This is a genomic window from Tunturiibacter empetritectus (genome assembly GCF_013410875.1).
GTDB classification, from domain to species: domain Bacteria; phylum Acidobacteriota; class Terriglobia; order Terriglobales; family Acidobacteriaceae; genus Edaphobacter; species Edaphobacter empetritectus.
On record NZ_JACCCU010000002.1, the window covers coordinates 983,793 to 996,147 of the forward strand.

The 12,355-nt window shown below is 60.0% G+C and carries 11 protein-coding genes; 10 read left to right on the forward strand and 1 reads right to left on the reverse strand.

Annotation, left to right across the window (positions count from 1 at the left end; translation table 11 throughout):
• The first annotated feature begins 123 nt into the window (after positions 1-123).
• From HDF08_RS16275 to HDF08_RS16305, 7 genes are all read left to right on the forward strand, one after another.
• A complete protein-coding gene (locus HDF08_RS16275) occupies positions 124-1,989 on the forward strand; it encodes an LssY C-terminal domain-containing protein (RefSeq protein WP_179639644.1) in 1,866 nt (621 codons plus the stop codon).
• A gap of 33 nt (positions 1,990-2,022) precedes the next feature.
• Positions 2,023-2,682, forward strand: a complete 660-nt coding sequence (locus HDF08_RS16280) for an NAD(P)H-binding protein (protein WP_179639645.1) — start codon at positions 2,023-2,025, stop codon at positions 2,680-2,682.
• A gap of 277 nt (positions 2,683-2,959) precedes the next feature.
• Positions 2,960-4,102, forward strand: coding sequence for a carboxypeptidase-like regulatory domain-containing protein (locus HDF08_RS16285; protein WP_179639646.1), 1,143 nt, complete (start codon positions 2,960-2,962; stop codon positions 4,100-4,102).
• 155 nt (positions 4,103-4,257) lie between these two features.
• The gene (gene pyrG / locus HDF08_RS16290) at positions 4,258-5,901 is read left to right on the forward strand and encodes a CTP synthase (protein WP_179639647.1); all 1,644 of its coding nucleotides are present in this window, start codon (positions 4,258-4,260) and stop codon (positions 5,899-5,901) included.
• A gap of 130 nt (positions 5,902-6,031) precedes the next feature.
• Positions 6,032-8,290: a S9 family peptidase gene (locus tag HDF08_RS16295; protein WP_179639648.1), complete on the forward strand. Its 2,259-nt coding sequence runs from the start codon at positions 6,032-6,034 to the stop codon at positions 8,288-8,290.
• A gap of 230 nt (positions 8,291-8,520) precedes the next feature.
• Positions 8,521-9,180 (forward strand): DUF4230 domain-containing protein, encoded by a 660-nt coding sequence (locus HDF08_RS16300; RefSeq protein WP_179639649.1) that lies wholly within the window; start codon positions 8,521-8,523, stop codon positions 9,178-9,180.
• A gap of 129 nt (positions 9,181-9,309) precedes the next feature.
• On the forward strand, positions 9,310-9,594 hold the full coding sequence (locus HDF08_RS16305; RefSeq protein ID WP_179639650.1) for a hypothetical protein: 285 nt from the start codon (positions 9,310-9,312) through the stop codon (positions 9,592-9,594).
• 33 nt (positions 9,595-9,627) lie between these two features.
• Here the strand turns inward: HDF08_RS16305 and HDF08_RS16310 are convergent, their stop codons facing one another.
• Positions 9,628-10,065 (reverse strand): universal stress protein, encoded by a 438-nt coding sequence (locus HDF08_RS16310; RefSeq protein ID WP_179639651.1) that lies wholly within the window; start codon positions 10,063-10,065, stop codon positions 9,628-9,630.
• 119 nt (positions 10,066-10,184) lie between these two features.
• On the opposite strand from HDF08_RS16310, the gene fabD reads away from it, so the two are divergent.
• The 3 genes from fabD to HDF08_RS16325 all read left to right on the forward strand — a co-directional run bounded on the left by fabD (position 10,185) and on the right by HDF08_RS16325 (position 12,342).
• Complete coding sequence (fabD, locus tag HDF08_RS16315; protein WP_179639652.1) at positions 10,185-11,189, forward strand: ACP S-malonyltransferase; 1,005 nt, start codon at positions 10,185-10,187, stop codon at positions 11,187-11,189.
• A 40-nt stretch (positions 11,190-11,229) separates the two neighbouring features.
• A complete protein-coding gene (locus tag HDF08_RS16320) occupies positions 11,230-11,685 on the forward strand; it encodes a hypothetical protein (protein ID WP_179639653.1) in 456 nt (151 codons plus the stop codon).
• Between the two features lie 189 nt (positions 11,686-11,874).
• Positions 11,875-12,342, forward strand: coding sequence for a nuclear transport factor 2 family protein (locus HDF08_RS16325; RefSeq protein ID WP_179639654.1), 468 nt, complete (start codon positions 11,875-11,877; stop codon positions 12,340-12,342).
• The last annotated feature ends 13 nt before the right edge of the window (positions 12,343-12,355 follow it).

Genomic DNA, 12,355 nt, shown 5'->3' on the forward strand with positions numbered 1-12,355 from the left:
TCTTCGTATATCATTTCCGCCATCATCTCCGAGTAGAATACGTGGCTTTCGAACCGCTGTCTTAACTTGGGACGTTCCCTGTTCCACACTCAGATACGGGCCCCCTGAACTCAGAGGTCATATATGCCAAACGCATCGAGAGCGCCACTCCTTCTCCTCGCCATCTCCTTGACTCTCGCCGGACCAGGGTCGGGAGATCATGCAGTCGCTCAAAGCCAGCCCGTACCGCCGGCTCAAGCCGATCAACAATCGCCCCCACCTGAGGCCGCCGACACCGCCGCAGACACACAGGACACGCCCGACGACGAGCTGGACACTGCCGCCGTAACCCTCGACCTCTCGCACACATCACCGCTCATTCAAAAGCTCTACCAGGCCACCCGCGAAACCAAGGAGCAGCCCATCCTCGACCGGCTCGCCGAAGCCAAAAAACTGATCGCCGACGGAGCCGACGTCAAAGCAACCGACCAGTACGGCCGCACCGCCCTTCACTGGACCATCTTCGGCTCCAGCTACAACACCAAGCCGAAGATCATCGTCGCCTACGAAGGCATCGCAGACCAGCTCATTCAGCACGGCGTAGAGATCAATCGCGAAGACATCTACAACGACACCGCGCTCGACTACCTCCTCTACTCTCCTAACTTCGAGATCCAGACCCTGCTAATAGAAAACGGAGCAACCAGCGGATTCCTTACCGCCTTCTTCCACTTCTTCAACCAGGAAAACGGTGATATGCCGCACACCATCGCCGCCAGCGTAGCGAAGTCAAGACAAGCCGATCTCGCACCCGGCCAAACCCTGAGCGTCCGCCTCAACGGCCCCGTCTACAGTGAACACTCCCGCACCGGCGACCCCGTCGAAGGGACCGTCACCTATCCCCTCTGCAAGAGCGGAGAGAATATCGCTTGCCCCAACGGAGAACTCGTCATCGCTCCCGGCACAAAGGTTCAGGCGACCGTCCTCTTCGCGCAAAAAGCTCCTGACAAATACTCGCGCCCCCGTCTTGTCCTCGACTTCTCAAACATCGTTCACGCCGACGGCACCCGCTCGCCCCTCTATGCCCGCGTCCTCGATGTCGATAACGCTCGCGAGACCGTCCGCAACAACGAGATCCTAGGCATCATCCAGCCTCACGCCTCCACCAAGGGATCCATAGCTCTCGCCGGCCTCGGCATGGTCAATCCAATCGCCGGATACACCATCAGAGGAGTCTCCGCGGTCTACGGCCTCTCCATTCGACGCGAGATCCTCTTCCCCGCAGGAACAGACCTCCAGATCCAGGTCGTTCGGCCTTCCATGCTAAAGACCCGCGATGCCTGGTCAGGCTGGCCCATACTGCCGGTCGACACACAGCTGAAGGCACTCGTCACGGCGGCCCCGATACGCGTCTACACCAAAGACAACAAGCCCTCCGACGTCACCAATCTCATGTTCCTCGGCTCACAGCAACAACTCGAAGCAGCCTTTCGCGAGTCAGGTTGGTTCGAAGCCGACTCCCTCAGCATGGGCTCTGCCGCAAAGTCGGTTCAAGCAACCATTCGCGGTGCCGGCTACACCAACGCTCCAGTCTCTCTCCTGACCATCAACGGCAAACCACCCGATCTCGTCTTTCAAAAATCCCTCGACACCTTTGCCAAACGGCATCACATCCGTATCTGGAAGGAGCCTGGAACCTACCAGGGCCGCGACGTCTGGATCGGAGCCGCCACTCACGACATCGCCATCTCCACCGCAAAAGCGAAAACGAAGTGGTCCCACCGCATCGATCCCCATGTCGACCGCGAACGCGAATGGATTGAAACCGATCTCCTCTACTCCGGCACCGCAACCTCCTACGCTCTGGTCGATCGTCCGCACGCTCCGAAGAAGACCGCCAACGCAACCGGCGACGAGTTGCTCACCGACGGCCAGTTGTCGATCGTGGAGCTCGGCCCCACCAAGCCGAACATCCTCAACCCACCCTCTCCAGTCCTGCAATCCCGTTAGCAGTCAAACCAACCCCACCTGTAGCATGAACCGATGAACGTGATCCTCTTCGGCGCAACCGGCATGGTCGGCCAGGGCGTAGTACGCGAGTGCCTGCTCGACCCCGACGTAACACTGGTCCGCACCATCGGCCGCAGTCCAACCGGCCAGCATCACCCCAAACTCCGCGAACTCGCGCACACAGATCTCTTCGACTACTCCACCATCGAAGCCGACCTCACCGGCTACGACGCCTGCTTCTTCTGTCTCGGCGTCACCTCTGCCGGCATGTCCGAGGCGCAGTACACCCACGTCACCCACGATCTCACCCTCGCCGCTGCAACAACCCTGGCAAAGCTCAACCCCGCCATGACCTTCATCTACGTCTCAGGATCCGGGACCGACAGCACCGAGCGCGGCCGCACTATGTGGGCTCGCGTCAAAGGCAAAACCGAAAACGACATCCTCAAACTCCCCTTCAAAGCTGCCTACATGTTCCGCATCGGATTCATCCAGCCGCTCCACGGCATCGTCTCCAAAACAAAGCTGTACCGCATCTTCTACTCCGTCCTGAATCCCATCCTCCCCCTGATGAGACGCGCCTTCCCCGCACAGATCGGCACTACCGAACAGGTCGGCCGCGCCATGCTTCTGGTCGCCAAACACGGCTTCCCTCGACCCATCCTGGAGCCCAGAGACATTAACACCCTGTAAAAAAACCACTGAGCTATCCCCTGAAACAAGAATCAACCGCAGCATCCATCCCCAGTTGCAAACTCGTGCTTGCAAACTCTAAGAGCGATATTGAATCCAATCCAATAAGAGATCCCGTCCGGGACTATCCAAGGGATTGGACCGATGGGTGATTGCAGGATCGATCCTCGAAAAGCAAAGATTTAAGAAGATCAATCACGTCAGCAAGATCGGCTCCACGCGCTTGCGTCCTATCAACCACGGTGCGTAGACATCTACAATTGGAAACATCGCTGATATGCATGATTTGCGTAATCCGGGCCCTCTTCTGCTGACCACTCTGCTGTTCACGATGCTCAGCGCGTATGCACACGCGCAGACACTCTCTCGCCCCTCGCCAATCCCATCAACGCCGACAGCCGCAGTCCGACAGATCGCCACACTCGATCCCCTCCACAACGAACTCCCAGAAGCGCCCGCACAGCAATCCGCCAACCTCCTCTCATCCGATCAGCAACCCCCTGGCAGCATCAGTGGCACCGTCTTAGATCCCAGCGGAGCCCAGGTCGAAGGCGCTCTCGTCTCAATTCAATTCCTCGACTCCAGACCCCAGCGCACCGTCGCCACAGACTCCACCGGCTCCTTCAGATTCACCGCAGTCAACCCCGGCACCTTCAAAATCACAGTCATCTCCTCCGGCTTTGCAAGCTGGGCGTCCTCCTCCCTCATCCTGCAAAGAGGCCAGCAATACGAGCTGCCAACCATCACCCTCCAACTCTCCTCCGCCACCACCAACGTCGACGTCAACTTCACGCGCCACGACATCGCCGAAGAGCAGGTCTCGCTCGAAGAAAAACAGCGCGTCCTCGGCGTCTTCCCAAACTTCTACGTCTCCTACAACTGGGACGCCGTTCCCCTCAGCACCGGGCAGAAGTTCCGCCTCTCCCTCAGAACCGCCTACGATCCCGTCTCCTTCGCAGTCCCCGCAATCATCGCAGGCACCGAGCAGTCTCAGGACATCTTCAGCGGCTACGGCCAGGGCACCGCAGGCTACTTCAAACGCTTCGGTGCCTCCTACGGCGACGGCTTCATCGGCAACCTCCTCGGCAACGCCATCCTCCCCTCCGTCTTCCACCAGGACCCGCGCTACTTCTACAAAGGCACCGGAACCATTCGCTCCCGCGCCCTCTATGCCATGTCCACCGCCTTCATCTGCAAAGGAGACAACGGCCACTGGCAACCCAACTACTCCTTCATCCTCGGTAACTTCGCCTCCGCCGGCATATCGAACCTCTATTATCCCGCCAGCGACCGCAACGGAGCAGGCCTCACCATCAGAAATGGACTCATCGACACCGCCTCAGGCGCAGCCTCCTCCCTCATTCAGGAGTTCCTCGTCAAGAAGATCTCACGCGGCGTCCCAAAGAATCCCCTCCCCTGAAAAATAGAGCCGATTCTGCCTGACTCGCCAAAATCTCACGACTCAAACTGGCTTCCCCTCAAAAAGTCAACCCATTGCTTCCAAGCGCGTACCCTGCGATACTTAACCGTGCCCATCCTGCACAAATTTCAAATACAAATAAAGAGGTCGCGGACATGTCTGCAAAGTACATCTTCGTAACTGGCGGAGTCGTGTCTTCGCTCGGCAAGGGTCTCGCCGCAGCCTCTATCGGCTGCCTCCTGGAAGCCCGCGGGATCAAGGTCAACCTCATGAAGTTTGACCCCTATCTCAACGTCGATCCCGGCACCATGTCGCCCTTCCAGCACGGCGAGGTCTTCGTCACCGACGACGGAGCCGAGACCGACCTCGACCTCGGCCACTACGAGCGCTTCACCCACGCCAAGCTCACCCGCGACAACAACCTCACCACCGGCCGCATCTACGAGCAGATCATCACCAAAGAGCGCCGCGGCGACTATCTCGGCAAGACCGTCCAGGTCATCCCGCACGTCACCAACGAGATCAAAAACGCCATGCGCAAGGTCGCGGCAGACTGCGAAGTAGCAATCGTCGAGATCGGCGGCACCGTAGGAGATATCGAATCCCTACCATTCCTCGAAGCGATTCGACAGATGAGGCAAGATTTGGGCCGGGAAAATACCTGCTTCGTCCACGTCACCCTCATCCCCTGGATCGCCGCCGCGCAGGAACTCAAAACCAAGCCCACCCAACACTCCGTCAAGGAGATGCTCTCCATCGGCATCCAGCCCGACATTTTGCTCTGCCGCTCCGACCGCGCCGTCCCCCGCGAGATGCGCAACAAGATCGCCCTCTTTTGCAACGTCGAAGAGGCCGCCGTCATCGCCGCACGCGACGTCCCCAGCATCTACGAAGTCCCCCTCACCTTCGCCGCCGAAGGCGTAGACACTCTAGCCCTCAAATACCTCCGCATCGAAACCAAAGCGCCCGACCTCTCCAAGTGGCAGGACATCGTCCGCCGCGCCTACAACCCCAAGGACGAGGTCTCCATCGCCATCGTCGGCAAGTACGTCGAGTACGAAGACTCCTACAAGTCCCTCAAGGAAGCCCTCGTCCACGGCGCCCTTGCCCACAACCTCAAGCTCCGCGTCACCTGGCTCGAAGCCGAGGGCCTCGAAACCCCCGACTACCCCGTGCAACTTCAAGGCTTCGACGGCATCCTCGTCCCCGGCGGCTTCGGCAAGCGCGGCATCGAAGGCATGCTCAACGCCATCCGCTACGCCCGCGAAGAGGCCGTCCCCTACTTCGGCATCTGCCTCGGCATGCAGACCGCCTGCATCGAGTACGCCCGCAACGTCTGCGGCCTCAAGGACGCCAACTCCGGCGAGTTCGACCCCGCCACCCCCTACCGCATCATCTACAAGCTCCGCGAACTCACCGGCGTCGAAGAGATGGGCGGCACCATGCGCCTCGGAGCCTGGGACTGCGTCATGGAGCCCGACTCCCTCGCCGCCCACGCCTACGGCAAGACCGAGATCAGCGAGCGCCACCGCCATCGCTACGAGTTCAACCGCGAGTACGAGGCCATCCTCACCGGCGCCGGCCTACGCCTCACCGGCACCACACCCGACTCCACCTACGTCGAGATCGTCGAGATTCCCACCCACCCCTTCTTCCTTGGCTGCCAGTTCCACCCCGAGTTCAAATCGAAGCCCCTCGAGCCCCACCCGCTCTTCCGCGACTTCATCGCCGCCAGCTATCAGAACCGCCTCGCCATCCGCCACGAGATCGCGACCTCCTCCAGCCTCGAAGCCCAGTAACGAAAGCTTTGCCCGGGAGCCATATCTCTAACCACTATGGCGATATGGCTCGATCCGACGCCAGGGACAATCTCTCGAACACGACTAAGGTTTGGACAGCGCCTGCCTTCTCTGTAGACTGGTCGCAATCATGCCTCTCTCTTTGCGCGTTGCTCTCCTCCTCAGCCTTTCGACTACCTGCGCCATCGCCCAGACCACCACGGCTATCGACCCCGGCCTCCGCACCATCGCCGACGCCAACAAAAACCTCACCGGCACCCCTCCCCACGGCATCGACTGGAGCCCCGACGGCAAGCTCCTCACCTACATCGCCTCCGACGACGACACCACCGGCAAGCCCGGCGACATCGTCCAGATCGAAGCCGCCACCGGCCACGCCAGCGTCCTCGCCACCGCCGAGCAGCTCAGCAAACTCACCGCCGCCGCCGTCAACGAGAAAGACGCCGATCATCGCGCCCGCTACGGCATGTCCGCCTACCTCTGGGCCGCCGACTCCAAACATCTACTGCTCGACAACGGCGGCCGCCTCTGGCTCTACGACATCGCCGCCGGCACCGGCTCCCTCATCGTCGACACCCACGAGGGTTCCGGCGACGACCCCAAGTTCTCCCCCGACGCTAGGTCCGTCTCCTACCTCCACAACCACAACCTCTACGTCCACCCCGTAGCCGCCCAAGGCAAGGAGACCGCCCTCACACGCGACACCACAGACACTCTCCTCAACGGCGAAGTCGACTGGGTCTACCTCGAAGAGCTAGACGTCCGCAGCAACTACTTCTGGTCGCCCGACTCCAAATCCATCGCCTACCTCCAGATGGACGAGGCCAAAGTCCCGCAGTACCCCATCACCGACTGGATCCCCACCCACGCCACCATCGACAGCCAGCGCTATCCCCAGCCCGGCGACCCCAACCCCGCCGTCCGCGTCGGCATCGTCGCCGCGAAAGGCGGCAAGACCAAGTTCCTCGAAGTCCCCTTCAGCCCCAACAACGACTACATCCCCCGCTTCGGCTGGGTCGACGCCAACACCATCTACCTCGAAGTCCTCACCCGCGACCAGCAGCACCTCAACCTCTACTTCGCCGACGCCCGCTCAGGCAAGACCCGCCTCGTCTACACCGACACCGACGCCAAATACCTCGACTTCAGCACCGACCTCAGCATCCTCCCCGGCGGCCGCTTCCTCATCGAAAGCTGGCGCGACGGCCACACCCACCTCTACCTCTACAGCTTCGACGAGCATCATCCCCTCGCCGCCGACGCCACCCTCACCCGCCAACTCACCCAGGGCGACTACGAAGTCGAGTACGTCAACAGCATCAAGTCAGGCACAGACGAAAAATCCAGCACAGTCTTCTTCACCTCCAACGAGGGCTCGCCCCTCGAAGACAATCTCTGGTCCATCAAACTCGACGGCTCCGCAAAAGATCAGCTCACCGCCGGCCGCGGCACCCACGGCACAAAAACCTCACCCGACGGCGCCCACTTCACCGACTACTACAGCGACGCCATCACCCCGCCCGTCATTAGCCTCTGCAACATCACCCGAAACTGCTCTCCCATCTGGAAGTCGAAGCCGCTTCCCCCCGCCACAACCGTCACCAGTGACATCGTCTCCGTCACCGCCGCCGACGGAAAGACCAAACTATACGGTCGCCTTACACTTCCTTCCCCAACAACAAGTCCTACATCCGTCTCCATTCCACTCATCCTCAACCCCTACAACGGACCAACTCCCGAAAGCAGCATCCGCAACTCCTGGAGCGCCGGCCAGATCTTCAACGAGCTCCTCGCCCAGCATGGCTTCGCAGTCCTCGACGTCGACACCCGCGGCAGCGGCGGACGCGGACGCGACTTCCAGCAGGCCGCCTACCGCAACTTCGGCCCCATCCAGTTATCCGACCAGATGGCCGCGCTCGACCAGATCCTCGCGCAATACCCGCAACTCGACCCCAAACGCATCGGCTGGTGGGGCTGGAGCTGGGGAGGAACCTTCACCCTCTACTCTATGACGCATACCGACCGCATCCGCGCAGGCGTCGCCGTAGCCCCCGTCACCGACTGGCGCAACTACGACTCCATCTACACCGAGCGCTACCTCGGCATCCCCGCATCGAAGCCCGATGTAGCAACCGACATCTATACCCTCGACTCCCCCACCACGAACGCCGCCAACCTCAAAGGCCGTCTCCTCATCGCCCAGGGCACCGGCGACGACAACGTCCACATGGCCAACACCATCCAGTTCCTTCAGCCCCTCATCGACGCCGGCATCCCCTACGACCTCCAGCTCTTCCCGCGCAAGACCCACTCCATCGCCGGCCCCACCGCCCGCGACGAACTCTTCAACCGCATCCTCTGGCACTTCGAAACCTACCTCAAGCCCTGACTCCCTTTACATGCGCCTCAAATTGTCGTCATCCTGAGCTTGTCGTCATCCTGAGCGCAGCGAAGGATCCCCGCATTTGTTTTGGCATTTGCTTTTGCTGTTGCACCTGTCTTTTTTTGTCATCCCCGAAGGGGATCTGCGTTCCGCCTTTACAGCCGTCATCCCGGGCACAGCGCAGTTGCCGCACCCATACCCCCCTCCGCCACGCGAAGTAGTAGCATCCAAACAACATGACTACCCAATACGGCTCATACGGTTCAGAACGCAGATCCTCCGGCACCTTCTTCGTCGTCCTGCTCTCGTTGATCCTCGGCGCCGCAGCCCTGGCCGTCTTCCTGCGACACGCCACCACCGGCATCTTCGCCCGCGTTGCCACCGCCATCACCGGCCGAACCACCACCTTCGACACCTCGGTCCCCGCCGTCGTCCAGCGCATTCAACGCCTCAACCGCCTCGAAACCGTCGTCTACTCCATCGACACTGTAGTGGAAGGCTCTAAGTCCAGCGCCGTCCTGCCCGACCTCCTCGCCGGAGACCGCCTCCTCCTCGTCGTCCACGGCCAGTCCATCGCCGGCATCGATCTCTCGCAACTGAAACCCGAAGACGTCCGCATCGACAACAACGGCCAGTCCATCCACGTCACCCTCCCCGCCTCGCAACTCTTCCTCACCACGCTTGACAACCAGCACACTCGCGTCTACGCCCGTTCAACCGGCATCCTCGTTCCCGCCGACCAGAACCTCGAGTCTGACACCCGCGTCAAAGCCGAGCAGCAGCTCCAGCAGTCCGCACTCGCCGACGGCATCCTCGACACCGCCCGCAAAAACGCCCGCGCCACCGTCACCACCCTGCTCTACAGCTTGGGCTTCCACCAGGTCGATGTCACCTAAACCAACCATCGACACTATCCGCGGCAACCTTATCTGACGCACGGCGTCCAACTGGTCAATGCCACCGAAGCAGCACCTCGCCACCGTCGCCTCTCCCAGCCACCCACGAACCTGCGCTATCATTCAACCATGATCTTCCGCTCCAAATCGAGGCCTGAAGACACCCAAAACGAGGACGTCCCGGTCACCGCCCAGCTCCCCTTCCCGCGCCTCGCGCAACTGGAAGAAGACGACGCAGAATCAACTCTCATCAAGACCGTAGGCTGGATCTCCGCCGGTCTCGGCGCCGTAGCCCTCGGCCTCTTCGTAGGCCGCGAACTCCGCCAGCGCTATAAATTCAACCGCCGCACCCCCTACGACTTCTACGCCCACTCCGGCGACGAAAAAGACGTAGATTTTGGCCTCGGCATCTAACCTATTCAAAGTTGTAATCAACTCAAAAACTCCTCAATGAACTCCCAGCAGATTGCACTTGGCATGGACCGCGATGTAGTGCGCCGTTCGACCCATCAATCGCCCCACAGGACCTTGGTGATGGCAAAGACCAACCACCAACAAATCCGGTCTGATCGCCTCAATCACTCGTAACAACTCCGCCGCCACATCTCCCTCAGCGATCTCCGGAACGACACGCACCCCAGCCCGGTCTGCCTCCGCCCTTGCCTTGCCCTGCAGATCCGTATAAAAATTCCGCTTTTCGTTCTTCAACAAAACCGGCACATCTGGAGCCACCGCCGCAACATAACTCATATAGGCCGGAAAGCCCTCAAGCACTGTGATCAGGTGAAGCTCGGCCGAAGAAAATTTGGCCAGATTCAGCGCAGAATGAAACGCTCGTCCCGCCTCAGGCGATTCATCGAAGGCCACAGCGATTTTTTTGAACATGATCTCTACCCTTCCAATATTCAGATACCCGCGAACGGCGGTTAGGACCGAAATAATTGTTCACAAGCCTGAATTCCTCGTTTAGCGAGCAGTCCGCACCCTGATTTACGATAATCACGATGACTAAACTAGCTCTTCTCTTCCCCGGCCAAGGCTCGCAATCCGTAGGCATGGGCCGCGATCTCTACGACAACTTCCCCACCGCCCGCGCCATCTTCGACGAGGCCGACCAGGCCCTCGGCTTCCCCCTCTCCAAACTCATCTTCGAAGGCCCCGAAGACCAGCTCAAGCTCACCGAGCACACCCAGCCCGCCATCCTCACCGTCTCCGTAGCCGCCGCCCGTGTCTTTACCGAAGCCCTCGCAGAGAAAGGCATCCCCGGCCCCGCCTTCGCCGCCGGCCACTCCCTCGGCGAGTACTCTGCCCACGTCGCCGCCGGCACCCTCTCCTTCACCGAAGCCGTCCGCACCGTCCGCTCCCGTGGTCAGTTCATGCAACAAGCCGTCCCCCCCGGCGTCGGGGCCATGGCCGCCATCCTCGGCCTCTCCGGAGACCTCATCAACGACATCTGCGCCCAGGTCTCCGACGACCTCACACCCCTCCCCAACGACCCAGCCGCAAAAGACTTCTCCCCAAACGACGCCGTAGTCTCACCCGCCAACCTCAACTCCCCCGACCAGACCGTCATCTCCGGAGCCGCCGCAGCCGTCGAGCGCGCAGCCGATCTCTGCAAACAAGCTGGAGCCAAGCGCGCCATCATGCTTCAGGTCAGCGCCCCCTTCCACTGCGCCCTCATGCAGCCCGCGCAGGAGGCACTCGCCACCACCCTCGAAGCCGTCACCTTTCACGACCCCGCCTTCCCCGTCGCCTCCAACGTAGACGCCCGTCTCATCCACCGCCGCGCCGAAGTCCCCGACTGTCTCATCCGTCAGGTCACCGGCTCCGTCCGCTGGGTCGAGTGCATGCAGCTCCTCATCGCCCAGGGCGCCACCCATTTCATCGAAGTAGGCCCCGGCAAAGTCCTCTCCGGCCTCGTCCACAAGATCGACAAAAACCAGCACGCCTCCCACGTCTCCGACTCCGACTCCCTCGAAAAGACTCTGGCTTCTATGGCCCCGGCCTGATACTCTGCGTTGCCTACAATCTCATTGCTGAAAAGAACCCATGATCAAGCCTGACAATCTTCCGCCAGAGATGACAATTGACGCAACGCAAAGCGGTAGCGAGTATGCGTGGCAACTTGATTGTTTCCCCAGTGCTCTCGCTAAGGCAGAGGCTCATGGATACGCTTGCCTTGGAGGGCAGTTTCAACTTCGCCTCTCTACCGGCACTTGTGAAATGTACTGGCTCAGTGCTGATTCGAAAGAGCGCAAACTCAATGAACCATGGCCAGCCTTTTGTCGTCGCTCCTGCTCGGAGATTTTGAGCGCCTTTACTAAGCTCATTGCAGAGACAGACTTTCGGAAGATGGCATCCGAATGGCCCTCTGTCCAGGACGCAATGGCTCAGGGCCTCGATCCTCATCAAGTCCTTGTCTTCGCAGCATATTTTGTGAACGAAGTTGAATATGCGCAGCTCAATCAAAAAAATGAACCGCTTCGACAGGAGAAGATCTCATGAATTCAGGCGACAAAGGAGAGAACTTCATCCTCTAAAGTCAAACCGGCATAAAGACCAAATACGAAAACGTCAGAAAGAAGTCTGAGCCTATTAAATACCGAGACACCAGCTTCACTTAACTGCTTGTAACGCCTTCAATTTTGAGATCTATCCAACTTCCCTCTAACTCAAGGTTTAGAATCGGGAGCCATGAAGACACCTAAACTGTGTTTGGTTTTGTCTATCGCCGTAACAATCGCAACCGTGTTAGTGCCCGCTCTGTTACACGCCACCACAGCAGAAGAGCAGGCAGTCCTTGCTCCCGTAACAGCGATGTTCGACGGCATGGCCAAGCGAGACGCAGCAGCCATTAAGGAGCCAACCCTCCCCGGCGGCACGATGGTTCTAATGCGAGACGGCAAGCCAACCCAGATGACATTCGAGGACTTTGCCACCCGAGTAGGAAAACCCGGCACCACAAAGATCGAAGAACGCATCCACGATCCGCTCATACGCATCGACAACGACCTCGCCGTCGTCTGGGCCCCGTTCGAGTTCTTAGTCGACGGTAAAGTGGATCATTGCGGAACCGATCTCTTCAACCTCGTCCGCAAGGATGGCAAATGGTTGATCGCCAGCGTAGCAGACACCGGACGCAAAGACTGTTCCGCGAAGTAACGAGCGCAACCAT

Bases quoted from the DNA above. Each gene is read 5' to 3' on its own strand.
- HDF08_RS16280 (WP_179639645.1), top strand. From the start codon at position 2,023: ATGAACGTGATCCTCTTCGGCGCAACCGGCATGGTCGGCCAGGGCGTA.
- HDF08_RS16305 (WP_179639650.1), top strand. From the start codon at position 9,310: ATGATCTTCCGCTCCAAATCGAGGCCTGAAGACACCCAAAACGAGGAC.
- fabD (WP_179639652.1), top strand. From the start codon at position 10,185: ATGACTAAACTAGCTCTTCTCTTCCCCGGCCAAGGCTCGCAATCCGTA.
- HDF08_RS16325 (WP_179639654.1), top strand. From the start codon at position 11,875: ATGAAGACACCTAAACTGTGTTTGGTTTTGTCTATCGCCGTAACAATC.
- HDF08_RS16275 (WP_179639644.1), top strand. From the start codon at position 124: ATGCCAAACGCATCGAGAGCGCCACTCCTTCTCCTCGCCATCTCCTTG.
- HDF08_RS16285 (WP_179639646.1), top strand. From the start codon at position 2,960: ATGCATGATTTGCGTAATCCGGGCCCTCTTCTGCTGACCACTCTGCTG.
- HDF08_RS16295 (WP_179639648.1), top strand. From the start codon at position 6,032: ATGCCTCTCTCTTTGCGCGTTGCTCTCCTCCTCAGCCTTTCGACTACC.
- HDF08_RS16310 (WP_179639651.1), bottom strand. From the start codon at position 10,065: ATGTTCAAAAAAATCGCTGTGGCCTTCGATGAATCGCCTGAGGCGGGA.
- HDF08_RS16300 (WP_179639649.1), top strand. From the start codon at position 8,521: ATGACTACCCAATACGGCTCATACGGTTCAGAACGCAGATCCTCCGGC.
- pyrG (WP_179639647.1), top strand. From the start codon at position 4,258: ATGTCTGCAAAGTACATCTTCGTAACTGGCGGAGTCGTGTCTTCGCTC.
- HDF08_RS16320 (WP_179639653.1), top strand. From the start codon at position 11,230: ATGATCAAGCCTGACAATCTTCCGCCAGAGATGACAATTGACGCAACG.